Source organism: Sphingobium terrigena (genome assembly GCF_003591655.1).
Taxonomy (GTDB): Bacteria; Pseudomonadota; Alphaproteobacteria; order Sphingomonadales; family Sphingomonadaceae; genus Sphingobium; species Sphingobium terrigena.
The window spans coordinates 101,403-125,887 of the sequence record NZ_QVRA01000010.1; the positions used below are offsets into that span (position 1 = coordinate 101,403).

Annotated in this window: 21 protein-coding genes and 1 tRNA gene; 13 read left to right on the plus strand and 9 right to left on the minus strand. The window is 61.9% G+C overall.

What is annotated here, in order from left to right:
- The first annotated feature begins 99 nt into the window (after nucleotides 1-99).
- A complete protein-coding gene (locus D0Z70_RS12800) occupies nucleotides 100-876 on the plus strand; it encodes a sterol desaturase family protein (protein ID WP_119746990.1) in 777 nt (258 codons plus the stop codon).
- A 64-nt stretch (nucleotides 877-940) separates the two neighbouring features.
- Nucleotides 941-1,975 (plus strand): LacI family DNA-binding transcriptional regulator, encoded by a 1,035-nt coding sequence (locus tag D0Z70_RS12805; protein ID WP_119746992.1) that lies wholly within the window; start codon nucleotides 941-943, stop codon nucleotides 1,973-1,975.
- Nucleotides 1,976-2,029: 54 nt separating this feature from the next.
- Here the strand turns inward: D0Z70_RS12805 and D0Z70_RS12810 are convergent.
- Nucleotides 2,030-2,104: transfer RNA gene (locus D0Z70_RS12810), tRNA-Thr, on the minus strand.
- 113 nt (nucleotides 2,105-2,217) lie between these two features.
- Between D0Z70_RS12810 and D0Z70_RS25670 the strand changes: the two genes are divergently transcribed.
- Nucleotides 2,218-2,346, plus strand: coding sequence for a hypothetical protein (locus D0Z70_RS25670; protein WP_275402213.1), 129 nt, complete (start codon nucleotides 2,218-2,220; stop codon nucleotides 2,344-2,346).
- On the opposite strand, the gene D0Z70_RS12815 is transcribed toward D0Z70_RS25670, so the two are convergent.
- Complete coding sequence (locus tag D0Z70_RS12815) at nucleotides 2,343-4,124, minus strand: aminopeptidase P family protein (protein ID WP_119746994.1); 1,782 nt, start codon at nucleotides 4,122-4,124, stop codon at nucleotides 2,343-2,345. The genes D0Z70_RS25670 and D0Z70_RS12815 overlap by 4 nt on opposite strands.
- A gap of 111 nt (nucleotides 4,125-4,235) precedes the next feature.
- Between D0Z70_RS12815 and D0Z70_RS12820 the strand changes: the two genes are divergently transcribed.
- Nucleotides 4,236-6,311, plus strand: coding sequence for a S9 family peptidase (locus tag D0Z70_RS12820; RefSeq protein WP_119746996.1), 2,076 nt, complete (start codon nucleotides 4,236-4,238; stop codon nucleotides 6,309-6,311).
- A 125-nt stretch (nucleotides 6,312-6,436) separates the two neighbouring features.
- Complete coding sequence (locus D0Z70_RS12825) at nucleotides 6,437-6,832, plus strand: acyl-CoA thioesterase (RefSeq protein ID WP_119746998.1); 396 nt, start codon at nucleotides 6,437-6,439, stop codon at nucleotides 6,830-6,832.
- Between the two features lie 29 nt (nucleotides 6,833-6,861).
- Here D0Z70_RS12825 and D0Z70_RS12830 read toward each other — a convergent pair whose 3' ends face one another.
- The 4 genes from D0Z70_RS12830 to D0Z70_RS12845 all read right to left on the minus strand — a co-directional run bounded on the left by D0Z70_RS12830 (nucleotide 6,862) and on the right by D0Z70_RS12845 (nucleotide 12,441).
- A complete protein-coding gene (locus tag D0Z70_RS12830) occupies nucleotides 6,862-8,706 on the minus strand; it encodes an ABCB family ABC transporter ATP-binding protein/permease (RefSeq protein WP_119747000.1) in 1,845 nt (614 codons plus the stop codon).
- Between the two features lie 154 nt (nucleotides 8,707-8,860).
- Complete coding sequence (gene uvrB, locus D0Z70_RS12835; RefSeq protein WP_119747002.1) at nucleotides 8,861-11,044, minus strand: excinuclease ABC subunit UvrB; 2,184 nt, start codon at nucleotides 11,042-11,044, stop codon at nucleotides 8,861-8,863.
- Between the two features lie 40 nt (nucleotides 11,045-11,084).
- Entirely contained in the window at nucleotides 11,085-11,513 is a 429-nt protein-coding gene (locus D0Z70_RS12840; RefSeq protein ID WP_119747004.1) for a hypothetical protein, read from the minus strand.
- Complete coding sequence (locus tag D0Z70_RS12845; protein WP_119747006.1) at nucleotides 11,500-12,441, minus strand: LysM peptidoglycan-binding domain-containing protein; 942 nt, start codon at nucleotides 12,439-12,441, stop codon at nucleotides 11,500-11,502. Before D0Z70_RS12845 ends, D0Z70_RS12840 begins: the two co-directional genes overlap by 14 nt.
- A gap of 247 nt (nucleotides 12,442-12,688) precedes the next feature.
- On the opposite strand from D0Z70_RS12845, the gene D0Z70_RS12850 reads away from it, so the two are divergent.
- Nucleotides 12,689-13,240: a DUF3617 domain-containing protein gene (locus D0Z70_RS12850; RefSeq protein ID WP_239018908.1), complete on the plus strand. Its 552-nt coding sequence runs from the start codon at nucleotides 12,689-12,691 to the stop codon at nucleotides 13,238-13,240.
- A gap of 82 nt (nucleotides 13,241-13,322) precedes the next feature.
- Nucleotides 13,323-13,838, plus strand: a complete 516-nt coding sequence (locus D0Z70_RS12855; protein WP_119747010.1) for a DUF3617 domain-containing protein — start codon at nucleotides 13,323-13,325, stop codon at nucleotides 13,836-13,838.
- A 12-nt stretch (nucleotides 13,839-13,850) separates the two neighbouring features.
- On the opposite strand, the gene D0Z70_RS12860 is transcribed toward D0Z70_RS12855, so the two are convergent.
- The 3 genes from D0Z70_RS12860 to D0Z70_RS12870 form a co-directional block, all read right to left on the minus strand.
- A complete protein-coding gene (locus D0Z70_RS12860; protein ID WP_119747012.1) occupies nucleotides 13,851-15,068 on the minus strand; it encodes an MBL fold metallo-hydrolase in 1,218 nt (405 codons plus the stop codon).
- A 525-nt stretch (nucleotides 15,069-15,593) separates the two neighbouring features.
- A complete protein-coding gene (locus D0Z70_RS12865) occupies nucleotides 15,594-16,643 on the minus strand; it encodes a ribonucleotide-diphosphate reductase subunit beta (RefSeq protein ID WP_119747014.1) in 1,050 nt (349 codons plus the stop codon).
- Nucleotides 16,644-16,735: 92 nt separating this feature from the next.
- Nucleotides 16,736-18,616 (minus strand): ribonucleoside-diphosphate reductase subunit alpha, encoded by a 1,881-nt coding sequence (locus D0Z70_RS12870; protein WP_420820381.1) that lies wholly within the window; start codon nucleotides 18,614-18,616, stop codon nucleotides 16,736-16,738.
- 527 nt (nucleotides 18,617-19,143) lie between these two features.
- Here D0Z70_RS12870 and D0Z70_RS12875 point away from each other — a divergent pair.
- The 6 genes from D0Z70_RS12875 to D0Z70_RS12900 all read left to right on the plus strand — a co-directional run bounded on the left by D0Z70_RS12875 (nucleotide 19,144) and on the right by D0Z70_RS12900 (nucleotide 24,452).
- Nucleotides 19,144-19,788: a glutathione S-transferase family protein gene (locus tag D0Z70_RS12875; protein ID WP_119747018.1), complete on the plus strand. Its 645-nt coding sequence runs from the start codon at nucleotides 19,144-19,146 to the stop codon at nucleotides 19,786-19,788.
- Nucleotides 19,789-19,926: 138 nt separating this feature from the next.
- A complete protein-coding gene (locus tag D0Z70_RS12880) occupies nucleotides 19,927-21,447 on the plus strand; it encodes a fumarate hydratase (protein ID WP_119747139.1) in 1,521 nt (506 codons plus the stop codon).
- A gap of 74 nt (nucleotides 21,448-21,521) precedes the next feature.
- Nucleotides 21,522-21,926 carry an endonuclease domain-containing protein gene (locus D0Z70_RS12885; RefSeq protein ID WP_119747020.1) on the plus strand — a complete coding sequence of 135 codons (405 nt, stop codon included), beginning with the start codon at nucleotides 21,522-21,524 and terminating at the stop codon, nucleotides 21,924-21,926.
- An 81-nt stretch (nucleotides 21,927-22,007) separates the two neighbouring features.
- Entirely contained in the window at nucleotides 22,008-22,241 is a 234-nt protein-coding gene (locus tag D0Z70_RS12890) for a hypothetical protein (RefSeq protein WP_119747022.1), read from the plus strand.
- 207 nt (nucleotides 22,242-22,448) lie between these two features.
- The gene (locus D0Z70_RS12895) at nucleotides 22,449-23,504 is read left to right on the plus strand and encodes a DUF3667 domain-containing protein (RefSeq protein ID WP_119747025.1); all 1,056 of its coding nucleotides are present in this window, start codon (nucleotides 22,449-22,451) and stop codon (nucleotides 23,502-23,504) included.
- Nucleotides 23,505-23,534: 30 nt separating this feature from the next.
- Nucleotides 23,535-24,452, plus strand: coding sequence for an EamA family transporter (locus D0Z70_RS12900; RefSeq protein WP_119747027.1), 918 nt, complete (start codon nucleotides 23,535-23,537; stop codon nucleotides 24,450-24,452).
- Nucleotides 24,453-24,485 lie beyond the last annotated feature (33 nt).

Sequence of the window (24,485 nt, forward strand, 5' to 3'; positions counted from 1 at the left end):
GCAATATTGTCCTTTTTGTCAGGACAGACAAATTTCCCAGCCTGACAGGTGATAGCGCCCGTTTCGCGCTACCAATGGCGCGGGACGGGAAGGCGTGTCATGTTTGCGTGGTTACTCAATGGCGATCATCTGCTGTCGATCTGGCTGGGGCTGTTCGTCGCCAGCGGCGTCGCCGCGGGCGTGGTCAGCGGCTATTTCAAGGCACGCAAGATCCAGCCCAAGGGGTTCAAATGGACGATCTTTCGCAACGAAGCGCTGTTTGCGGTCATCAATCTCGCCATTACCGGCTTTCTGCTTGGCACGCTTCGCAACGGGCTGGAGGCGGCGGGCGCGATCAGCTTTGCCACGGGACCAGCGCTGTGGTGGCGCGTGGGGCTGGAATATGCCCTCTATTTCTTCCTGTTCGACACCTATTTCTACTGGCTGCACCGCTGGATGCACGAGGAACCGGTCTATAGCTGGGTCCACAAGCTGCATCACCGCTCGACATCGCCCAACCTGCTGACTACCCTGTCGGTCAGTCCGCTGAAATCGCTGATCAACGGCGGGTTCGTGCCGCTGTTCCTGGCGGTCTTTACCGTCCATGATGCGACCGTCGCGCTGATCGTGCCGACCAACATCATCATGGGTCTCTATGTCCATTCGGGCTATGAGTTTCTGCCGCGCTGGTGGAACCGCAGCTGGGCGACCAAATGGTTCATATCGACCACCTTCCACGACCAGCATCATCGCTATTTCACCGGCAATTTCGGCGGCTACACCACGATCTGGGACCGGTTGTGCGGTACGATGCGCCCCAAGTTCGAGGCGGATTTCGACAAGATAAAGGAACGGTCGCGCCGTGCGCCGGCGGAAGCCGTGCAAGAGGGCGTATAAAGACAGGCTGATCCCGCCGCCGGCCTGACCTTGCCTGCATCGGCAGACAGGCTATGGCTGCTGCATGACGAAGCAGGGGAATTGGGCGATCGGCGCCGATGTCACGATTGCGGATGTGGCTGCACGGGCGCATGTTTCCATTCGCACCGTGTCCCGTGTCATCAACGGATCGCCCAAGGTCAATGCGGAGACGCGCGCGACGATCCTGAGCGTGATCGAAGCGCTGGGTTTCCGACCCAGCGCGCGGGCGCGGGGGCTGGCGACCGGGCGGTCCTATCTGATTGGCATGATCCATAATGACAGGAATGTGCTGGTGCTGGGCGAGGTGCAGCGCGGCCTGGCGAGCGAAGCGACCGCGCAGGGCTATGAGGTCATCGCCCATGCAACGCCTACGGGCGAGGATGGGTCGATCGAGGATGTGCTGGATTTCGTCCGGCGCTCCCGCGTCGATGGTATCATCATCCTGGCCCCGGTATCGGGCGTGCCGGGGCTGGCCGACGCCCTTCAGGATGTCGGCATCCCGGCTGTGGCGCTCTCGTCCGTCAGCCTTGCCGGATTCGACGCCATGCTGGTGTCCGACGAGCGCGGTGCGGCCGCGCGGGTGGCCGAATATATCGTCGCTCTGGGCCACAGGCGCGTCGGCCATGTGTCAGGCCCGCCGGCCATGCTGTCGGCGCAGGAGCGGCGTGCAGGCTTCCTGTCCGCTTTGACCGCTGCGGGCGGAACGCTGGTGGGTGAGGCGGCTGGCGATTACAGTTTTGAATCGGGCGTCGCAGCGGCGGAACGGCTGCTATCGGGCGATCCGATGCCGACCGCGATCTTTGCGGCCAATGACATCATGGCCGCCGGTGTCATCAAGGTGGCCGCCTCGCGCGGCCTGCTCGTTCCCCGCGACCTGACCGTCATAGGGTTTGATGGCAGCCTGTTGGCCAGGATGATCGTCCCGGCGCTGACGACGGTGCAGCGACCGATGGGGGAGATGGCGCAGATGGCCGCGCGCTGCCTGTTCGACATCATCGCCAAACGGCCCACCGGTACGCTGTTGCAGGTCGATCTGCCGCTGCTGATCGCGGAATCGAGCGCGCCGCCGCCCGCCTGACGGCGTACATGGCCCCGTAGGGCGGGTACATTCGCGAATATGCGGGGGGAGAAATGGTGCTGCCGGTGAGGATTGAACTCACGACCTCAGCCTTACCAAGGATGCGCTCTACCACTGAGCTACGGCAGCACTATTTCATGTCCACGGGCCAGTTCGGCCTGCGGAGCCGGGCCTATGGCTGCGCGCGCCGCCCTTGTCAAGGCGGGTTGCAGCGGATGCCACATTTTGCTTAAGGCCATGCCATGACAAGCGAACAGGATGATCGCAAGGCGCGGCTCGCGCAGGCGCTGCGCAACAATCTGCGCCGCCGCAAGGCGCAGGCGCGCGAAGTCGTGCCGCCCGCGCCTGCGCCGGATAGTCCCAAGGATTAAAGCGGCGCGCAGGCGCTTTCCAGCCACGCCTTTGTGTCGCCATCCAACTGCGCACCCACGACTGACAGTACCTTGGCATGGTAGGCGTCGACCCATGCCCGCTCGTCGGCGCTCAGCAGATCGAGCGCGATCAGATGGCGGTCGATCGGAGCGAAGGTCAGCGTTTCAAAGCCCAGCATCGGCTTTTCCGCGCCTGGCACGGCGCGTTCCTCCACCAGCACCAGATTTTCGATGCGGATGCCATATTCGCCGGTCTTGTAATAGCCCGGCTCGTTGGACAGGATCATGCCTGCCTGCAACGGCTCGTCGCCGCCGCCGAAGGTCGCGATCCGCTGCGGCCCTTCATGCACCGACAGGAAGCTGCCGACGCCATGGCCGGTGCCATGGGCATAATCCAGCCCCTGTGCCCAGAGGAACTGCCGAGCCAATATATCAAGCTGGCCACCGCGCGTCCCGACCGGGAACACCGCGCGCGCCAGTGCGATATGGCCCTTCAGCACCAGCGTGAACCGCTCCTGCATCTCACGGGTGGGAGTGCCGATGGCCAGCGTGCGGGTCACGTCGGTGGTGCCGTCGCGATACTGGCCACCCGAATCGACCAGATAGAGGGTGCCGGTCTCGATCGGGCGGTTGGTCTTTTCCTCGACCCGGTAATGCACCACCGCGCCGTTCGGCCCGGCGCCGCTGATCGTGTCGAAGGACAGATCCTCCAGCAGGCCGGTATCCTCGCGGAACGCCTCCAGCCGGGCGGCGGCGGTCATTTCGGTCTGGCCGCCCTTGGGCGCTTCGACCGATACCCAGTGCAGGAAGCGGCTCAATGCCGCGCCGTCGCGGGCCTGTGCCGATTTATGACCGGCAATCTCGACCGGATTCTTGATCGCCTTGGGCAGGATCGCCGGATCACGCAGCGGCAGCACGGTCGCGCCGCCATTTTCGAGCGCCTCGAAAATCGCGGCTACCGCCCGTTCGGGATCGGCCACCACATTCTTGCCCGCAAAAGCGGCCAGCGCATCGGCAAAGGCAGCGCGATCATGCACGCGCACGGCGTTGCCCAGATGCTTGGCGACCGCCTCGTCCATCTTTTCGGGCGCGACATAGAGATCAGCGGTCGCGTCGGCATGGACGATGGCATAGGCCAGCGCCACCGGCGTCCGGTCCACATCCTTACCACGAATATTGAAGGTCCAGGCGATCGAATCCAGTGCGGACAGCACGGCAGCATCGGCCTTTTTCTCGACCAGCCAATCGGCCATCGCCTGCCGCTTTTCCGCCGCGCTCTGCCCGGCAAAGCGATCGTCATGCACGACCAGCCGGGCGTCGCTGGGGGCAGGGCGGTCTGGCCAGACCAGGTCGATGGGGTTGGTGTCCACAGCGACCAACTCTGCGCCCTTTTCCGCCAGCGCGGCGCTGGCCTGTTCGACCCACGCGCGGGTATGCAGCCACGGGTCATAGCCGATCCGCCCGCCCGCCGGGGCATGGGCTTTCAGCCAGGCCGCAATGGAGGTTTGCGGCACGCTTTCATATTGCCACAATGCGCCATCGACCTGCTCGCGCACCTGCAACGTATAGCGGCCATCAACAAAGATCGCCGCCTGTTCCGGCAGCACCACAGCGCTGCCCGCAGACCCCTGAAATCCGGTCAGCCAGGCGAGGCGCTGGGCATAGGCGCCGACATATTCGCTCATATGTTCGTCGGTCAAAGGCACGACGAAACCGTCCAGCCGGTCGCGCACCAATTGCGCGCGCAGGGCGTTGAGACGGTCTTGATAGGTGGACATTCATACTTCCTTGCGTATCGGCCCCCTTGCGCAGGCCATAAGGACAACAACATAAGCAGGCTGTGGCACATATGCCAGCGCCCGCCTTGCTCCCTTGCAGATGGATAGTGAATGACCGTAAACACCACGCCGCCCGTTGTCGCTCCAGTCGCGCTGGCCAGGCCGCACAGCATCACCCATCATGGCATTACCGTCAGCGATGATTATGCCTGGTTGCGCGATCCGGGCTACCCGGACGTCAGGGACGCGGATGTGCTGGACTATCTGGGCCAGGAAAACGCATTTTTCGAGGCCGCCATGGCCCCGCACAAGGGGCTGACCGACTTGCTGTTTGCCGAGATGAAGGGACGCATCAAGGAGGATGACAGCTCCGTTCCGCAAAAGGATGGCGACTATATCTACTGGCGCGCGTTCGAGACCGGGGCGCAATATCGCAAATGGTATCGCAGGCCCGTGGTCGGCGGCCCGGACCAGCTGATCCTGGACGAACCGGCACTGGCGGAGGGCCATGATTATTTCCGGCTGGGCGCGATGTCGGTCAGCCCCGATGGCCGCTACCTTGCCTATGCGATAGACAATGACGGGTCTGAACGGTTCGAGGCGCGGATCAAGGACCTGTTCACCGGCGAGCTATTGCCGGAATCGATCCCCGACACATTGTCCTCGCTGGTGTGGACGTCCGACAGCAAGGGGCTGCTCTATGGCCTGGCCAATGAAAATTGGCGCACCGACAATGCGCGGCTGCACTGGCTGGGACAGAGCGTCGAGTCCGACGTCGAGCTGTTCCATGAGGATGATGAGGGGTTCCGCGTCTCGATCGGCCTCACTTCATCGGAAAAATGGATCGTCATCGCGACCGGCGATCATGTGACGACCGAAGCCTGGCTGATCCCCGCCGAAAATCCCACTGCGCCGCCGCTGTTGGTGGCTGCGCGGCAGGCGGGGCGCGAATATGATGTCGATGAGCATGATGGCACGCTCTATATCAAGACCAACGACACCCATCCCAATTTCCGGTTAGTGAAGGCGACGCTGGATGCGCCCGACCGGTGGGAGGAAGTCATTGCGCCCGACGCCCATTTCTACCTGACCGATTTCACCCTGTTCAAACATTTCTACGTCACCGAAGGGCGGCTGGATGGCCTCGACCAGATCGAGCTTCGCGATTATGCGACCCACACGCCAAAACGCCTGCCCTTCCCGGAGGCAAGCTATTCCGCGTCGCTGGACGATAATCCCGAATATGATGTGACGGTGCTGCGCATCGGCTATGAATCGATGGTCACGCCCGACACCATCTTCGACTATCATATCGCGCAAGAACGATTCGAGCTGCTCAAGGTGCAGGAGATACCGTCGGGCTATGATGCGAGCCGCTACGCCACCGAGCGGCTGATGATCCCGGCGCGCGACGGCACGCAGATTCCGGTGTCGATCGTCTATCCCGCCGACCTGCCCCGCGACGGCAGCGCGCCGCTGCACCTTTATGGCTATGGTGCCTATGGCATGGCGATGGAGCCGGGCTTTTCGACCGGGCGGCTGTCACTGCTGGATCGCGGCTTTGCCTTCGCCATCGCCCATATTCGCGGCGGCGACGATCTGGGCCAGCAATGGTATCTCGACGGTAAGCTGGACAAGCGCAACAATACCTTCACCGACTTTGTCGATGTGGCCAGGGGGCTGATCGATCTGGGCTATACCAGCAAGGGGCGCATCAGCATTTCGGGCGGATCGGCCGGGGGCGAACTGATGGGAGCGGTGATCAATAGCGATCCCGACCTCTGGGGAGCGGTGGTGGCGCATGTGCCGTTCGTCGATGTGCTGAACACCATGCTGGACGAGACGCTGCCGCTGACGCCGGGCGAATGGCCCGAATGGGGCAACCCGATCGAGGACAAGGCCGCGTTCGAGACGATCCTGGCCTATGACCCTTATGCCAATGTGAAGGCGCAGGATTATCCGCCGCTGATGGTCACGGCAGGGCTGAACGACCCGCGCGTGACCTATTGGGAGCCGGCCAAATGGGTTGCCAAGCTGCGCGCAACCAAGACCGACGACAATGTCCTGCTGCTCAAGACCAATATGGGCGCAGGCCATGGCGGCAAGTCCGGGCGGTTCGAGAGTCTGCACGAAAGCGCGGAGGAATTTGCCTTCATCCTGTGGCAGATGGGGATGGCTGGGGCGTGAGCGGGATAAACCCCCTTCCGTTCGCCCTGAGCCTGTCGAAGGGCCAAGCTGAGCGTAGCGAAGCCACTTCGCTACGCTCAGCAGAAGGCTTCGACTTCGCTCAGCCCGAACGGAGGTAGAGAAGAATGCCCGCCACTTACACCACGCACATCACCGCCCAGCCTGCGGACATCGACATACTCGGCCACGTCAACAACGCGGTCTGGGTCCAGTGGATGGAGCAGGTCGCGACCGAGCATTGGACCCATGATGCAGACCCGGCCCATGTCGATGCCTATGTCTGGGTCGTGACCCGTCACGAAATCGACTATCGCGGCAATGTTGCGGAGGGCGAGACGGTAACGGCGCGCACCTGGATACCCGATGGCCCACGCGGCGCGCGCTTCGACCGGCTGATTGAGTTTACCGGACCCGACGGCAAGGTGAAGGTCACGGCCAGATCGACCTGGGCGATCGTGGACAAGGGCACGGGCCGCATATTGCGCGTGCCGCCGGAGGTGGCGGCGAATTTTGTGGATTGAGGGCGGGCGACCAACGAACGAAAAATGGTTTATTCCCGCACCACCGCAAACACGTCGCTTATCCCCGGCTCGACCGGCATATCCTCCCGCTCGGCGGCCTGCCGGTTCCACATCACGGCATAGAGCCCGTCAGCCCGCACCAAATCGGCGTGGCGGCCGCGTTCGACGATGCGGCCCTGGTCCAGCACGATGATCTCGTCGGCATCGACCACGGTGGACAGGCGGTGCGCGACGATCAGGGTGGTCCGCTTGCGCGCAATGTTGCGCAGCACATCCTGAATCTCATTCTCGGTGCGGCTGTCGAGCGCGCTGGTCGCTTCGTCCAGCACCAGCACCGGCGGGTCTTTCAGCAGCGTGCGGGCAATCGCCACCCGCTGCTTTTCCCCGCCCGACAGTTTTAGACCCCGTTCGCCCACGCGCGTCTCATACCCCTTGGGCAGGCTCAGGATGAAATCGTGGATCGACGCGGCCTTGGCGGCGGCTTCGATCTCCGCCTGGCTCGCACCTTCGCGGCCATAGCCGATATTATAGCCGACCGTGTCGTTGAACAGCACCATGTCCTGCGGCACGATGCCGATCGCCGCGCGCAGCGATGCCTGCGTCACGCTGGCGATATTCTGCCCGTCGATGCTGACCTGGCCCCCCTGAATATCGTAGAAGCGGAACAGGATGCGCGCGATGGTGGACTTGCCCGCGCCGGACGGCCCGACGATCGCCAGAGTCCGCCCTGCCGGCACGGTGAAGCTGACATCGTGCAAAATCTCCCGTTCGGGATCATAGCCAAAGCGCACATGATCGAACCGCACTTCGCCGCCCGACGGGACCAGGGCAGGCGCGCCGTCCGCGTCGGCAATCTCCTGCGGCGTGTCCATCAGCTTGTACATCGCTTCCATGTCGATCAGCCCCTGCCGGATCGTGCGATAGACCATGCCTAGCAGGTCCAATGGCCGGAACAGCTGGGCCAGCAGCGTATTGACCAGCACCACGTCGCCGGTGGTGAACTGCCCCCGGCTCCATCCCCACACGGTATAGCCCATCGCCCCCGCCATCATCAGGTTGGTGATCAGCGACTGGCCGATATTGAGCCAGGCCAAGCTATTCTCGCTCTTGACCGCCGCCTGCGCGTAACGCCGCATCGATGTGCCATAGCGTTTCGCCTCGCGCTTTTCCGCGCCGAAATATTTGACCGTCTCGAAGTTCAGCAGGCTGTCGACCGCATGGGCGACGGCGTTGGTGTCCATATCCACCATGTCGCGGCGCAGCTGGTTGCGCCATTCGGTGACGGTGCGGGTGAACCAGATATAGAGCGCGACCATCGCCAGCGTGACGATGACCAGCCACGCGCCGAACTTCACGAAGAAGATGGCGCAGACCGCGACCAGCTCCAGCACGGTAGGGGCGATGTTGAACAGCAGGAAATAGAGCATCGTGTCGATGCTCTTGGTCCCGCGCTCGACAATCTTGGTGACGGCGCCGGTGCGCCGGTCGAGATGGAAGCGCAGCGACAGGCGGTGGAGATGGACGAACACATCATCGGCCAGCCGCCGCCCGGCTTCCTGCCCGACCTGCTCGAACACCGCATTGCGCAGATTGTCGAATAACACGCTGCCAAAGCGCGCGCCCGCATAGACCGCGACCAGCGCGATGGCGAGGCTGGCGGCGGGTTCCATCCCCGGCACCATCCGGTCGATCGCGGCCTTATAGGCAAAGGGCATGGCCAGGCTGATGGCCTTGGCTGCCAGCACGCACAGCATGGCGACAACCACCCGCCGCCGCAGCGCCGGGGCGTCCGCCGGCCACAAATAGGGCAGGAACCGCCGAAGCGTGGCCCAGACAGGGGGCAAGGGCGCGGATGTGGGCATGTCAGGCGGCATAGGCGCTATGTAGAGCGCGGCGCGGGATTATCCAGCGGTGGTTTTGGGGTGCGATAACACACCACATCCGTTCGTTTCGAGCGAAGTCGAGAAACCGATGCACAGCGTTTCTCGACTTCGCTCGAAACGAACGGCCAAAGTAGAAGCGGCCTTCTTACCGCCCAAATTTCTTCTGCGTTTTGCCGTAGCGCAACTTCCGCGTCCCCGGCTTGCCCTCGGTTGCGCGGCCCCTGGGCGCTGCCACCTGCTGCTCGTGCGGCAACCCCAGTTCCTCGGCCTCCAGCTTGCGGATTTCGTCGCGGATACGGCCCGCTTCCTCAAACTCCAGGTCGGCGGCGGCGGCGCGCATTTTCTTTTCGAGATCCTCGATATAGGCGCGCAGATTGTGGCCGACCATGTGGGGCCGGTCGGCATCGCCGGTTTCGATGAGCACGCTGTCCTTGTTGGACACATGGGCGATGATGTCGCCAATGTTGCGCTTGATCGTGGTCGGCGTGATGCCATGTTCGCGGTTATAGGCTTCCTGTTTCTCGCGCCTGCGCCCGGTTTCGTTGAGCGCGCGCTCCATCGAGCCGGTGATCCGGTCGGCATAGAGGATGACGCGGCCATCGACGTTCCGCGCCGCGCGGCCGATCGTCTGGATCAGGGAGGTTTCGGAACGCAAAAAGCCCTCCTTGTCCGCGTCGAGGATCGCCACCAGCCCGCATTCGGGAATGTCCAGCCCCTCGCGCAAGAGGTTGATGCCGATCAGCACGTCATAGACACCAAGCCGCAAGTCGCGGATCAGCTCGATGCGCTCCAGCGTCTCGACGTCGCTGTGCATGTAGCGGACCTTGATCCCCGCCTCATGCATGAACTCGGTCAGATCCTCCGCCATCCGCTTGGTCAGCGTGGTGACGAGCGTGCGATAGCCGTTGGCCGTGACCTTGCGACATTCGTTGATCAGGTCATCCACCTGATCCTCGACCGGCTTGATCTCGACAGGCGGGTCAATGAGGCCGGTGGGGCGGATCACCTGTTCGCTGAATACGCCGCCGGTCTGCTCCATTTCCCATTTGCCGGGCGTGGCGGAGACGCTGACCGTTTGCGGTCGCATCGCGTCCCATTCGTTGAAGCGCAACGGGCGGTTGTCGATGCAGCTGGGCAGGCGGAAACCATATTCGGCCAGCGTGATCTTGCGCCGGTGATCGCCCCGCGCCATCGCGCCGATCTGCGGCACGGTCTGATGGCTTTCATCGACGAACAGCAGCGCATTTTCGGGCAGATATTCAAACAGGGTCGGCGGCGGCTCTCCCGGCAGGCGGCCGGTCAGGAAGCGGCTGTAATTTTCGATTCCCGCGCAGCTGCCAGTCGCAGCGATCATCTCCAGGTCGAAATTGGTCCGCTGCTCCAGCCGCTGCGCCTCCAGCAGCTTGCCCTCCGCCTCCAGCTCCTTCAGGCGCTCAGTCAGTTCAAAGCGGATCGCCTCCATCGCCTGTTTGAGCGTCGGGCCGGGGGTGACATGGTGGCTGTTGGGGAAGACCTTCACATAGTCGAGGCTGGCGACCTTCTTGCCCGACAGCGGGTCGAACTCGACAATCGCCTCAATCTCATTACCAAAAAAGCTGACGCGCCAGGCGGTATCCTCATAATGGGACGGGAAAATCTCCAGATTATCGCCCTTCACCCGGAAATTGCCGCGCGCAAAGCCTGCATCGTTGCGCTTATATTGGAGCGCGACCAGCTTGCGGATGATCTCGCGCTGATCCTCTATCCCGCCCTTCTTCATAGAGAAGGTCATGGCCGAATAGGTTTCGACCGAGCCGATGCCATAGAGGCAGGAGACCGACGCGACGATGATGCAGTCGTCCCATTCCAGCAGCGATCGGGTGGCCGAATGGCGCATCCGGTCGATGCTCTCGTTTACGCTGCTTTCCTTCTCGATATAGGTGTCCGACCGCGCAACATAGGCTTCGGGCTGGTAATAATCATAATAGCTGACGAAATATTCGACCGCATTGTCAGGAAAGAAGCTCTTGAATTCGCCATAGAGCTGCGCCGCGAGAATCTTGTTGGGGGCCAGGATCAGCGCCGGGCGCTGCAACGCCTCGATCACCTTGGCCATGGTGAAGGTCTTGCCCGATCCGGTGACGCCCAGCAGCACCTGATCGCGCTCTCCCGCCAGCGCCTGTTCCACCAGTTCTGGGATCGCGGTGCGCTGGTCCCCCGACGGCTCATAATCGCTCACCAGCGTGAAGGGCCGCCCCCCCTCGCTCTTGTCCGGCCGCGCAGGCCGGTGCGGCACGAAGCTGGCGTCGGTATCGGGCTCGTCGAGCGTGGTGCGGATCTGGATGGCCATGGGGGTAATATGGGGTCTTTGCGTCAGGGCGCAATTGACGTCAGGGCTTCAACTCGAATGCGCCTTTGGGCATGGGTGGATAGACAACCGGCTTATCGCCGAAACGAGCGCGCAGGGCGGCTTCGCGGCGCGCTGAATCGACGACATCGACATTGACCTCTTCGGGATATTTGAAAGTCGCGTCGAATTTTCCATCATTTATAACATATTCCATGACCGACCACCGCATGTTCGGTCCTTCGGGTTCGGCATACCACGCTTCAAACAGAAGGTCTGAAAGAACCTCACTGTCGGAATCATGATAGCGAACCACATCCCCCTCATCCTTGAATATGCTTGGCCCAACCCACATGTCTCCGATCTCGACGTAAAGAAATACGCCATTTGGCTCTCCCCCGACGATTGCAATTAATTCCTGTCCGATCTCGTCCATGAGTGGACCCAAGATGTCGAATTTATCTTTCGCCATTGGATCGACCTTTCGCTTGGTTGGGGAAATTGTGAAAACTCTTCTGTCCATCGACGTACCAGATGACGTGGACGCTGTTTGGCCGTTTTGAGGTTCCAGCATATTTTGGGGTGATCTCCACAAGCACATTTCGTCCCGCCTGCAAATCCCTTGCCCAGCTATCTTCCATGGCACGATAGGCACCACGGTTGAAGTTGGCATCTTGGGCGAAATGGTTGAAGCTATCGCTGGGACCGTTGAAGCGAGCGGCGATAAAATGGCCGCCATCGTCGCTTGCAAGGCGATCAGGTTTGCCCGCGCTTGCCTGGTTGCGGCGCGATCGGGATGCTTTTGGACCATTTGAAAGCTTGGCGAAGATTTTCCTCGGTCGCGCAATGACATCGATATGGAAATCATAGCCATTTTTCGTCTCCTTGCGCCAGTTCGTGTCGAGGATCTGGCTTTCCAGCGACGGTGGATTGGCCGGGTCGGGTGGCAATTTCCCGCCATGCGTGTCCATATAATGTGCCAGGGCCAGAAACTTGTTCTTGGCCGCACGTCCGGCATCCAGATAGGCCTGATGCGGCAGTTTGATCCGCTGGCCGATGCGGAGCGGCCGGTCGAGCGGATGCTGGTTCAGCCATGCCAGATCGCGCGCGGTCAGTCCCTTGCGCCGCGCCGCAATGGCCGACAGCGTATCGCCCGGCTGCACGATATGGGTCGAATGGTTGCCCGGATGATCGGCGCGCAGATGGCGGCGATCCGGCACGCCATCGCTATCCGGCCGGGCTGGTCTCCGCACCTGTCCGCTAGCCCCGGCTCCACCTGCCTGCGCGCGATTGCCACCGCCGCGCGGAAAGTAACGGCCTTGCCCTGCAAAGGTGAACCGTCCGTCTTTTTCATCATGCCACGGGTTGAATTTCACTTCGACCTGCACGGGCGGGACCATGGCGGTTCGCCTGCCCGTGCGCAGATAAAGGTTGAAGGCTGTAAGTTCTGGCTGTCGGCTCGACTCATTCCCCGGCATTTGCGCATCCCCCGATTTGCGGGAAGTGACGTACCATAACGATTAGAACAAAACAAGAACAAAATGCTCAATCCCATCCATTTCGGCGACAATTTTGCAATGTCGCACCGGCTTGATATGCTCCGCTATCCACGGCCCAGCCCATGCCGACGCGATGAGGGGATAAGCGATGATCAGAGCTGTATTTGCCGCCGCCACCATGACCCTGCTGCTCGCTGCCTGCGGCGATAAGCCCGGCGACGCGCCGGCCAACGGCTCGATGAGCAAGGCGGAGGTCAAGGCCGCGGTCGACAAGGTGCAGTTGAAGCCGGGCCAGTGGGAGGGGCGCTTCACCGTGCAGGATATCGACCTGTCCAATATGCCGGGCGCGCCTGCTGGCATGAAGGACCAGATGAAGAGCATGATGAGCCAGACTTCGCTCAAATATTGCGTCACCCCCGAAGAAGCGGCCAATCCCAGCGGCGAGATGTTTTCCGGTCAGGAGAATAAGGATTGCACCTATCAGGGCTTTGCCGTCAGCGGCGGCAGCGTGAAGGGGCAAGTGTCGTGCAAGGCGGAGGGCGGCACGATGACGGCCGCCATGTCCGGCACTTATGGCGGGGAAGCCTATGCGATGGATATGGACATGAAGATGGCAGGCGGCCCTAACGGCGCGGCCATGGCGATGAAGGCGCGGTCCGAAGGCAAGTGGATCGGGCCGACCTGCACCACGGCGGAATAAGTCCCGCGCATTTCCGCTTGCGCTTTGGCCGCGACGGGTAGAGCCTTGCCCCCGTTCCGATTGAGAGAACGGGGGAGAGGATATGCAAAAGACCGTGCTGGCGGCGATCCCGCTTGCGATGATGCCGCTTGTAACGATTTTGGCCCTTGGCGGCTGTAGCGAACCGGCCCCCGCGCCGCAGGCGGAGGAGGCGCCGATCCTGATGCAGGCGGGCGAGTGGGTGCTGACCCGCAAGACCACCGGTTACAACACCCCCACCGTCACCCCGGCGCAATATCAGGCGGCGCTCAAACAGGTGAGCGAGGACAAGATCTGCCTCACCGTCGATGCCGAAGGAATGCCGGACGCCGCGGCCCTGGCGGGCAAGGATGGTACGGCCTGCGCCTATAAGGACAAGATGGCGCGCAAGGGCCGCCTGATCGCGACGCTGGCCTGCACGGCGGGCAAGGGCACGTCGGAAATCGCGGTGGAGGGCAATTATACCGCCGATACGCTCACGCTGGGCGAAACCATGACGCAATCGGAAGGCGGCGGCGCAGTGCTGCGCGCAACCTATGACCTCTCTGGCAAGCGGGTGGGGGATTGTCCCAAGGGGTGATGCGGGCGTGCGCTACTCCAGCGCCCTGATCGCGCGCCGGTCACATCGTCCCTTGCCCCGCGGCACGGCGGAATAGCCCGGCACCAGCAGCGACTGGCCGATCCGCAGCGGGGCGAAGCGCTGGCGGTCGATGCCCTCGCACGCCAGGAACAGGTCGAGCATCCGGGGCGGCGTATCCCATTGTTCGTAGGACAGGCGGAACGTCCCCCAGTGGATCGGGATCGCGGTCGATGCGCCCAGCCGTTTGAACACGTCCACGGCCTGTTGCGGGCCGATATGCGCGTCCGACGCCATCTGCCCCTTCCAGAAGCGAAAAGCGCCGATCGGGATCAGCGCCAGCCGGATCGGGCCAAAGCGCGTGGCCTCATAGGGCCAGCCCATGTCGCCCGCGCCAGTGTCGCCGGCAAAGAAGATATTGCCCGCGCGCGTCTCGATCAAAAAGCTCGACCAGAGCGCCCGGTTGCGATCCGCGCCCCAACGGCTGCCCCAATGATGGTTGCGGGTCACATGGACGCGATAGTCGGGGCAATGTTCGTAATTGCCGCACTGGATCACCGCTTGCGGGGCAAGGCCATTGAGCGCCGCACCGCTGACCGACTGGCCCCAGTCGAGCGCGGTCGACGGAATGCCATGCGCCTGCAATATCGTGTCATTGCCCAGGCTGGTGACGATCCTGGGCCGGTCGCGGTCCCATAATTTTTTCAGCGTCGGCAGGTCCATATGGTCGTAATGATTGTGGCTCAGCACGACCAGGTCGATCTTGGGCAGATCGTCGAAGCGGATGCCCGGCTGCGCGACCCGTTTGGGGCCGAAGGGGGGCAGGGGGCTGGCATGGTCCGACCAGATCGGGTCGGTCAAGATATTGATGCCCGCAGCCTGCACCAGCACCGTGGCATGGCCCACCCATGTCGCCACCATCCCGCGCGGCGCGGCGAAGGGGGCGGGGCGGGCTGGCTTGACCGCGATCGCGTCGGGCCATGGCGGCCGGTCGTCATTGCCCAGCAGCCAGCGGGCGATAAAGCCCTGTCGGCTCGTCCCCGGCGGGGCCGGCACATCGATCACGCCATCGGGATTGAAGAAATGCGCGCCATCATAATGGCGGCTTTCCGGTCCTTCATAATAGATGCGATCGAGGAAGGGCGGCACGATCGTCACAGCGAGGCACAGGGCGACCATTGCAAACAGCAAGGCTATTCCCGTGGCTTTGGCGATGCTGATGAGGCGGCCCATGCCTGCTCCTGTTCCGACTATGTCCCAGCGACATAGCGCAGGCTGACGGCGGGGCAAGGGGGAGCGGGTGTCTGGCCTCGTATCACATCGACAAAAGAATTTTCTAGCCCGATGGATAGGCGGTTTCCCGCCTATCCCCGGTTCGAATTTTAGGTAAAGGCTAGGTCAGAGCGGATTAGATATGTTGCATTATCTAAATCATACTGAGCTTCATGCTTTTGCATGAATGAACGTTCCGATCTTAGATATACTCCATTTCTATCCAATACTTCCCAAGTCCATAGACCAATCCGATCCTTATAAATGCGGCCGATGCGCATGTGGCGAATCCTTTATGGTATTGCCACCTACAAATTATCGGGATCGTCGCATATGTAACATCAAAAATCTGGCGGCATTATTAGCCTCTATCCGTCAGAAAGAGGGGTTAAGGAATTGAGCGATCCGGGTTTTTCGGTGGCATTTGAACGGATTTGGATGTTTCATCGCTACGTCATGTCATTCTCCCATTTTTGAAATTAGAAATCACTCCGCCGCGATGCCCGCCGCCTTGAACATGTCGGGGTCGGTGACGTCGTCTGCATTGGCCGGTGCCGCGCGGGTCTTGCGGCGGTCGAAGGCGTCCCAGACTTCGTTCCACTGGCCCCGCGTCGCGCCCTTTGAATATTCGGTCGCGCGGGTTTCGAAGAAATTGGCATGTTCGACACCGTTCAGCATCGGGGCGAGCCAGGGCAGCGGATGCTCATCGATCATGTAGATGGGCTTCAAACCCAGCTGGCCCAGCCGCCAGTCTGCAATGTAGCGGACATATTTTTTGATGTCCTTGGGCGTCATGCCGGGGACCGGACCCATTTCGAACACCAGATCGACGAACGCATCCTCGATGCGGACGGTTTTCTGACACATGTCCATGATGTCGTCCTTGACCGCGGGGGTCAGGCACTGGCGTTCGGCGCAGAAGGCGTGGAACAGCTTGATGATGCCCTCGCAATGCAGCGTCTCGTCGCGGATCGACCAGGTGACGATCTGCCCCATGCCCTTCATCTTGTTGAAGCGCGGGAAGTTCATCAGCATCGCGAAGGACGCGAACAATTGCAGCCCTTCGGTAAAGCCGCCGAACATGGCGAGGGTGCGGGCGATATCCTCGTCCGTGTCGACGCCGAACTGTTGCAGATAGTCGTGCTTGTCCTTCATCTCCTTATATTGGAGGAAGGCCGAATATTCGCTTTCAGGCATCCCGATCGTGTCGAGCAGGTGGCTGTAGGCCGCGATATGGACGGTTTCCATGTTGCTGAACGCGGTCAGCATCATCTTGACCTCGGTCGGCTTGAACACGCGGCCATATTTTTCGTGGTAGCAATCCTGCACTTCCACGTCGGCCTGGGTGAAGAAGCGGAAAATCTGCGTCAGCAGGTTGCGCTCATGATCGGACAGCTTCTGCGCCCAGTCGCGGCAATCCTCGCCCAAAGGCACTTCTTCGGGCAGCCAGTGCAGCTGCTGCTGGCGCTTCCAATATTCATAGGCCCATGGATATTCGAACGGCTTGTAGACTTTGGAGGCTTGGAGAAGGGACATAGGGGTTACTCCTGCGGCAATGACCGCAAATTAAAAAACGGTATGATCGACCAGAACGCGCCTGGGCGCATCAACCGGCCGATCACAATATGTCACTGGCAGGCCAGACACTCGTCATAATCGGTGCTGCCGCCGGCCAGTTCGAATTTGGGCGCGTCGATCGTGTTGTCGGCTTCCACGCCGCCAGCGAAACCGGCGCGCTGCACGCTCTTGGACCGCAGATAGTAAAGCGACTTGATGCCCAGTTCCCATGCGCGGAAGTGAAGCATGAGCAGGTCCCATTTTTCCACATCGGCGGGGATGAACAGATTGAGCGACTGCGCCTGGTCGATATAGGGGGTGCGGTCCGCGGCCAGCTCGAGCAGCCAGCGCTGATCGATCTCGAAACTGGTCTTGAACGTGTCCTTTTCTTCCTGGCTCAGAAAGTCGAGATGCTGGACCGAGCCGCCATGCTCCAGGATCGAGTTCCAGACATTGGTCGAATCCTTGGCCTTTTCGACCAGCAGCTTTTCCAGATAGGGATTCTTGATCGAAAAGCTGCCCGATAGCGTCTTGTGGGTGTAGATGTTCGCCGGGATCGGCTCGATGCAGGCCGACGTGCCGCCGCAAATAATAGAAATCGACGCGGTCGGCGCGATCGCCATCTTGCAGGAGAAACGCTCCATCACGCCCTGATCGGCAGCATCGGGGCAGGGGCCGCGCTCGATCGCGAGTTGCATGGAGGCTTCGTCCACCTGGCTCTTGATATGCTTGAACATGCGCAGGTTCCACGACTTGGCCATGGCTCCTTCGAACGGGATGCCGCGGGCCTGGAGGAAGCTGTGGAAGCCCATGACGCCAAGCCCGACCGAGCGTTCGCGCATCGCACTATATTTGGCGCGCGCCATTTCGGGCGGGGCGCGGTCGATATAGTCCTGCAATACATTGTCGAGGAAACGCATGATATCCTCGGCAAACAGCTTTTCATCCTTCCACTCGTCCCAGGTTTCCAGGTTCATCGAGGAAAGGCAGCACACGGCGGTGCGGTCATTGCCGAGATGGTCGCGACCCGTCGGCAGGGTGATTTCGGAGCAGAGGTTGGAGGTCGAGACTTTCAGTCCCAGATCGCGATGATGCTTGGGCATCATGCGGTTCACCGTGTCGTTGAACACGATATAGGGCTCACCGGTGGCCAGGCGGGTTTCGACCAGCTTCTGGAACAGGGCGCGGGCGTTGACGGTGCCGCGGATCGACTGATCCTTGGGGCTGCGCAGGTGGAAGTCAGCACCGTCGCGCACCGCTTCCATAAACTCGTCGGTCAGCAGCACGCCATGATGCAGGTTGAGCGCCTTGCGGTTGAAGTCGCCGCTGGGCTTGCGGATTTCGAGGAATTCTTCGATTTCCGGGTGCGACACGTCGAGATAGCAGGCGGCAGAGCCACGGCGCAGGCTGCCCTGGCTGATGGCCAGGGTGAGCGAATCCATGACGCGCACGAACGGAATGATGCCTGAGGTCTTGCCGTTCAGGCCGACCGGCTCACCAATGCCGCGCACGCTGCCCCAATAGGTGCCGATGCCGCCGCCGCGCGAAGCCAGCCAGACATTCTCGTTCCAGGTGTTGACGATGCCTTCCAGGCTGTCGTCCACGCTGTTCAGATAGCAGCTGATCGGCAGGCCGCGTCCGGTGCCGCCATTGGACAGCACCGGGGTGGCGGGCATGAACCAGAGGCGCGAAATATAGTCATAGACGCGCTGGGCGTGGCCCTGATCATCGGCATAGGCCGCCGCGACGCGGGCGAACAGATCCTGATAGCTTTCGCCGGGCAACAGATAGCGGTCGTTGAGCGTATCCTTGCCAAACTCGGTCAGCAGTGCGTCGCGCGACCGGTCGGTCACGACGTCGAAGCGCCGTTCCAGCACCGCGGACGAGGATAAAGGCTCGGCCTTGGTCGGCGCGGCAGGCTGTTCGCTCACCCGGTCCATCACATCATCCATCACAGTCGCCACGTCGTTTGTTCCACCCTGTCCGCTATCACGAAAATCCATATGCGCCCCCGAATGTTCCTGTTCCGTTCGATTCGGTCAAGCTGGTTCGGCAGGTGCCGACACCTTAGCAGATACCGTATCGCGACGGGGCGGAAATGGGACCAACTGACACGATTGCAGGGACAAAAGCCCCCTGGCGCTGAAAACCGGTCCAGCGACACAATCACAATCTGTTGGGTGACCCCCGTTTACCCGATACCACAGATAGTGCCATAGCCTGTTTTACGCGCAAGAGGGTAAATGACGGTTTAGGGACTCAGCTCGTCGCTGTTCCGATTCCTTTCGTCGCTGTTTTTGCCCATTGCAACGCAGCGACGCACGGACTTTCCTCGCTCCCCGGAAAGACAAGAGGGAAAAGCGGCATAAAAAATAATTTTGCCTTGCCACGCAAATGCGTTGGCGCGCGCAAAAGGCGCTATGACGGTGCCTCCAGCAGACCGCCGCCCGCCCCGTTCACCCGACGCAAAGGCCGACCGATGATTCTCTATTATCACCCGCTCTCTTCCTATTGCTGGAAGGTGCTGATCGCCTTTTACGAAAATGGCACGCCCTTCACGCCGCGGATGATGGAGGAGGAGGGGGTCGCGCAGGAATGGCTGGCGCTGTGGCCGATCGGCAAGTTCCCGCTGCTGCGCGATTCGACCCGCGACACGATCGTTGCCGAAGCCAGCATCATCATCGAATATCTGATGAACCATGAACCGGGCACGTTCCGGCCGATTCCGCTCAACCCCGACGCGGCGTTGCAGGTGCGGATGATGGACCGGCTGTTCGACAATTATGTCATGACCCCGATGCAGGCGATCGTCGCCGACCGGCTGCGCCCAGCCGACTCGCGCGACCCTTATGGCGTAGAACAGGCCTGCGCGCTGATCGCGAAAGCCTATGCCCTGCTGGAAACACGGATCGGGACTCATGGCTGGGCGGTGGGGGAAAATTTCACCCTGGCCGATTGTGCGGCGGCCCCCGCGCTCTTCTATGCCGACAAGATCGTGCCGATCGGCAGCGATTATCCGCGCCTTGCGGCCTATCTCGCCCGACTGGTGGCGCGGCCCAGCTTTGCGCGGGTGCTGGCAGAGAAGGAACCGTGGTGGCCGATGTTCCCCTTTGCGGGTGGGTAAGAGATGCGCCAACGGCGCATTTCTACACAAACTCCAAACTGCGCCTCTCTGGACAGGCGGGCGATTCCTGACTAGCCGCTGCCCGTGCAGGAACCCGCCGTGCAGGGCCGGGCCGCAGACATAAGGGATCTGGGTAAGATGACGCTCATCAAGACCGCCGACCTGATAGAGAGCGTCGCCGACGCGCTTCAGTTCATCAGCTATTATCACCCGATGGATTACATCCGCGCGCTGGGCAAAGCCTATGAGGCGGAGCAAAGCCCGGCGGCCAAGGACGCCATCGCCCAGATACTGACCAACAGCCGCATGTGCGCGGAGGGGCATCGCCCGATCTGCCAGGATACCGGCATCGTCAATGTGTTCGTCAAATGGGGCATGGAGTGCCGGCTGGATGACAATAGCCGCTCCATGCAGGACGTCATCGACGAAGGCGTGCGCCGCGCCTACCTCAACCCCGAAAACCGCCTGCGCGCGTCCATCCTGCGCGATCCCGCGTTCAGCCGTCAGAATACCAAGGACAATACCCCTTGCGTCCTGTCGGTCGAGATGGTGCCGGGCAACAAGGTCGTCATCGACGTCGCGGCCAAGGGCGGCGGCAGCGAGAACAAGACCAAGTTCAAGATGATGAACCCCAGCGATTCGATCGTCGACTGGGTGCTGGAGATGATCCCGCAAATGGGCGCTGGCTGGTGCCCGCCTGGCATGTTGGGCATCGGCATTGGCGGCACTGCGGAAAAGGCGGTGGCGTTGGCCAAGGAAAGCCTGATGGACGCGATCGACATGGGCGAACTCAAGGCACGCGGGCCGCAGACCGAGATTGAGAAGATGCGGGTCGAGATTTTCGACAAGGTCAACGCGCTGGGCATCGGCGCGCAGGGTCTGGGTGGCCTCTCCACCATCCTTGATGTCAAGATTTACGACTATCCCTGCCATGCGGCGGGCAAGCCCGTGGCGATGATCCCCAATTGCGCCGCCACCCGCCACGCCCATTTCACGCTGGATGGCTCCGGCCCCGCCTATCTGGAAGCGCCCAAGCTGTCCGAATGGCCCGACGTCAACTGGACGCCGAGCAAGGAGGCGATCCGGGTCGACCTCAACACGCTGACGCCGGACATCGTCCAGAGCTGGAAGCATGGCGACCGGCTGCTCTTGAACGGCAAGATGCTGACCGGGCGCGACGCCGCGCACAAGCGGATCAAGGACATGCTGAGCCGGGGCGAGAGCCTGCCGGTCGATTTCAAGGGCCGCGTCATCTATTATGTCGGCCCGGTCGATCCGGTCGGCGACGAAGTGGTTGGCCCCGCTGGTCCCACTACCGCGACGCGCATGGACAGCTTCATGGACATGATGCTGGAGCAGGGCCTGCTGGGCTGCGTCGGCAAGGCTGAACGCGGCGTGGCGGCGACCAAAGCCATCGCCAAGCATAAGAGTGCTTATCTGATGGCGGTCGGCGGCGCGGCCTATCTGGTCGCCCGCGCGATCAAGGGGGCCAAGGTCGTGGGCTTTGAGGATCTGGGCATGGAAGCCATTTACGAATTCGACGTGCAGGACATGCCCGTGACCGTAGCGGTCGATAGCGAAGGCCAGAATGTCCACCACCTCGCCCCGCTGGTCTGGCAGGAGAAGATCAAGCGCGAAGGGCTGCTGGAGGGCGTGTGAGTTTTCGATCCTCCCCAAGCTTGCTTGGGGAGGGGGACCGCTCGCGAAGCGAGTGGTGGAGGGGAGATGCGCAAATGCCTCCGAATAGAAAAACCGTCGAGAAAGCGCGCAAGTTCAGACGCGCCCTGACACCACCCGAAGTCATATTATGGCAATGGATGCGCGGCCGACCGCAAGGACTAAAGTTTCGGCGGCAGCATCCCCTTGGCTTTTATGTGCTGGATTTCTATTATGCCGCCGCGCGGATCGCGATCGAGGTTGACGGCGCTGTGCATGACGACCCCCGCCAGATGGCGCATGATGCGCAACGCGATGCATGGATCGCGGCGCAGGGCGTAAGGATCATACGGATCAGGGCGGCCGATGTGCTGGCTGATCTGGACGCGGTTGCGCGGCATATACTCGACCGTTGCGCATTTCCCCTCCACCAGCCTTCGGCTGGTCCCCCTCCCCATGCTGCGCATGGGGAGGAGTTATAATCGCACCAACCTGCATCAAGCCCCCGGAACCCTGGCCTCTACTTGGCATTGTCTCCCTATTCTTATCCCGGAGCCAGTCCCATGTCCTTCACCCAACTCGACCCACCCCTGCCTGTTCATGTTGAGGGCAAGGGGAAGGGCTATGCCCTGGCCGTCATCGATTATGGGCAGGAACATAATCTGATCTGGGTGACGGGCCTGTCCGACAGCGGCGAAATCTGGTGCGCGCCCAATCCGCTGGTGCGGCTGGAGGCGAACTGGACGATGGGGCGGGACTGGTCGCGCCATGGACTGCCCGGCGTCAAGCCCAGCTAAGAGTTTGTTTCGAAATGCGCCTTTGGCGCATCCGCACCGGCCCACACCCCCACCCGACCTCCCATTCAGGATACACTCTGTGGGCGGTCGGTTGGGGGTGTGGGCCGGTGCGGCAACCGAAATGCGCTCTTTCGCGCATTTCGCGACAGACTCTCAGCGCAAACAACCGTCTGGCAAGCGTCATACACCGCTGTTATCCTGTTCCCCATGACGGGGGAAATAGACGCGGCGGGGGACGCTATCACCGGAGGCATGATCGCGCGCGCGGTCGAGCCAGGGCATGGCGAGTCAGAGCATGAAGGCCATGGCGCCTGCCTCAATTGCGGCGCGACGCTCACCGGTGCCTATTGCGCGCAATGCGGGCAGGCGACGCATGTTCACCGCAGTTTCAGCGCAATCGGGCATGATCTGGCCCATGGCGTGCTGCATTTTGAGGGCAAGATATTCAGGACATTGCCCGAATTGGCGCTGCGGCCGGGCAAGCTGACGCGGCGCTACATCCATGGCGAGCGGGCGAAATTCGTGTCGCCCTTCGCCCTGTTCCTGTTCAGCGCTTTCCTGATGTACGCCATCTTCTCGCTGACCAGCGGCCATGGCGCCAGCGCGGGCAAGATGGTGCAGATGGACGATGGCGCGATCGCTGAATTGCGCGCCGAAGAGGCGAAGGCCGACGCGCAGATTGCGAAGATCGAGGCACGGCTGAAAGCACCCGGTCTGACCCCGGCGCAGCGCGCGACGCTGAACGAGGATCTGGGCGAGGCGCGCGAGGAGCGAAAGGGCATCTCGCTCGCCGCCAATATGACTGAAAGTCTGCGCGGTGAAGGCATGAATGGCGGAGTCGCCGCGACAGTGGGCGAAGTCGTCAGCGCCGCTGCGAAAGACCCGGAACTGGCCTATTACAAGCTCAAGGCCAATGCCTATAAATTCTCCTGGGCGCTGATCCTGTTTTCCATGCCGTTCGTGTGGCTGCTCTTCCCGTTCAGCCGCCGCTTCAAAATATATGATCATGCGATCTATGTGACCTATTCGATCGCCTTCATGTCCTTGCTCTTTTCGCTGTCGATGCTGCTGTCGGCGCTGCATGTCACCGCCGGTCTGGTGACGACCGCACTGTTGCTCTATGCCGCCTGGCACATGTACCGGCAGATGAAGGACGCCTACAGCCTGTCACGCCTTGGCGCGCTGTGGCGGCTGCCTTTGCTCTATATGTTCGCCTGCCTCGCGCTGGTACTGTTCTTCACCATGCTGGTGATGATGGGATGACGCAGGGCGCCGAGCAGTTATAGCAACGCGATGATCAGTTCCCCGATCTGGCTGCCCGCAACGCTGATGGCAGGTGGGGTGCAGGCATGGCGCACTGCCGTCCAGCGGCGGCTGAGCCAGAGCCTGTCGCTCAATGCGGCTGGGCTGGTACGCTATCTCTACGGCCTGCCCTTCGCGCTGCTTCTGCTGGGCGGATATTGGCTGGCCTTTCCCGTGCCTGTCCCCTCCCTTGGTCCGCTCTTCCCGCTCTTCTGCATCGGCGGCGGGCTGGCGCAGATCATCGCGACCAACCTGCTCATCCTGGCGTTCGGGCATCGTAATTTCGTCGTCGGCACCGCTTACTCAAAGACAGAGGCAGTGCAGGGCGCGCTCCTGTCCTTCCTGCTCATGGGCGAGCGCTTGTCGCCGCTCGCCTGGGCCGGGATCGGCTGCGGCGTGGCGGGGGTAATGCTGCTTTCGACCGGTGGCAGGCGCATGGGGCCAATGGATTTCATCCGCGCGCTGGGCCAGCCTGCCGCGTTATGCGGCATCGCGTCGGGCTTGTTTTTCGCGCTGACCGCGATCGGCATCCGCCGCGCGACGCAGCAGGTGGAAACGGGCGATCCGATTCTGGCAGCGCTGGTCGTGCTGGCGGTGACGGTCGCGCTCCAGACGATGATGCAGGGGGGCTGGTTGCTGGCACGCGAACCGGGCGAGATGCGGCGGGTGTTCGCCACCTGGCGGGTGTCGGGACAGGTCGGAATGCTCTCGGCGCTGGGGTCGGCCTGCTGGTTCACCGGCTTTGCCACCGCGCCGGTCGCGCTGGTGCGGATCGTCGGGCAGGTCGAGGTCGCCTTCACCATGGGCTTTGCCCATTTTTACCTCAAGGAACAGATGCAGCGCAGCGAGGCTATCGGGCTGCTGCTGGTCGTGACGGGCGTGGTGCTGGCGCTCGCGGGATCGCTCTGACGCCCCGCTAATCTTTCCTTTACCATGTTGGAT

Coding starts and splice junctions, on each gene's coding strand:
- D0Z70_RS12805 (WP_119746992.1), top strand. CDS start 941: ATGACGAAGCAGGGGAATTGGGCGATCGGCGCCGATGTCACGATTGCG.
- D0Z70_RS12880 (WP_119747139.1), top strand. CDS start 19,927: ATGACGCTCATCAAGACCGCCGACCTGATAGAGAGCGTCGCCGACGCG.
- D0Z70_RS12875 (WP_119747018.1), top strand. CDS start 19,144: ATGATTCTCTATTATCACCCGCTCTCTTCCTATTGCTGGAAGGTGCTG.
- D0Z70_RS12825 (WP_119746998.1), top strand. CDS start 6,437: ATGCCCGCCACTTACACCACGCACATCACCGCCCAGCCTGCGGACATC.
- D0Z70_RS12840 (WP_119747004.1), bottom strand. CDS start 11,513: ATGGCGAAAGATAAATTCGACATCTTGGGTCCACTCATGGACGAGATC.
- D0Z70_RS12870 (WP_420820381.1), bottom strand. CDS start 18,616: ATGGATGATGTGATGGACCGGGTGAGCGAACAGCCTGCCGCGCCGACC.
- D0Z70_RS12895 (WP_119747025.1), top strand. CDS start 22,449: ATGACGGGGGAAATAGACGCGGCGGGGGACGCTATCACCGGAGGCATG.
- D0Z70_RS12830 (WP_119747000.1), bottom strand. CDS start 8,706: ATGCCGCCTGACATGCCCACATCCGCGCCCTTGCCCCCTGTCTGGGCC.
- D0Z70_RS12890 (WP_119747022.1), top strand. CDS start 22,008: ATGTCCTTCACCCAACTCGACCCACCCCTGCCTGTTCATGTTGAGGGC.
- D0Z70_RS12885 (WP_119747020.1), top strand. CDS start 21,522: ATGCCTCCGAATAGAAAAACCGTCGAGAAAGCGCGCAAGTTCAGACGC.
- D0Z70_RS12850 (WP_239018908.1), top strand. CDS start 12,689: ATGATCAGAGCTGTATTTGCCGCCGCCACCATGACCCTGCTGCTCGCT.
- D0Z70_RS12900 (WP_119747027.1), top strand. CDS start 23,535: ATGATCAGTTCCCCGATCTGGCTGCCCGCAACGCTGATGGCAGGTGGG.
- D0Z70_RS12800 (WP_119746990.1), top strand. CDS start 100: ATGTTTGCGTGGTTACTCAATGGCGATCATCTGCTGTCGATCTGGCTG.
- D0Z70_RS12865 (WP_119747014.1), bottom strand. CDS start 16,643: ATGTCCCTTCTCCAAGCCTCCAAAGTCTACAAGCCGTTCGAATATCCA.
- D0Z70_RS12860 (WP_119747012.1), bottom strand. CDS start 15,068: ATGGGCCGCCTCATCAGCATCGCCAAAGCCACGGGAATAGCCTTGCTG.
- D0Z70_RS12855 (WP_119747010.1), top strand. CDS start 13,323: ATGCAAAAGACCGTGCTGGCGGCGATCCCGCTTGCGATGATGCCGCTT.
- D0Z70_RS12845 (WP_119747006.1), bottom strand. CDS start 12,441: ATGGTCCCGCCCGTGCAGGTCGAAGTGAAATTCAACCCGTGGCATGAT.
- uvrB (WP_119747002.1), bottom strand. CDS start 11,044: ATGGCCATCCAGATCCGCACCACGCTCGACGAGCCCGATACCGACGCC.
- D0Z70_RS25670 (WP_275402213.1), top strand. CDS start 2,218: ATGACAAGCGAACAGGATGATCGCAAGGCGCGGCTCGCGCAGGCGCTG.
- D0Z70_RS12820 (WP_119746996.1), top strand. CDS start 4,236: ATGACCGTAAACACCACGCCGCCCGTTGTCGCTCCAGTCGCGCTGGCC.
- D0Z70_RS12815 (WP_119746994.1), bottom strand. CDS start 4,124: ATGTCCACCTATCAAGACCGTCTCAACGCCCTGCGCGCGCAATTGGTG.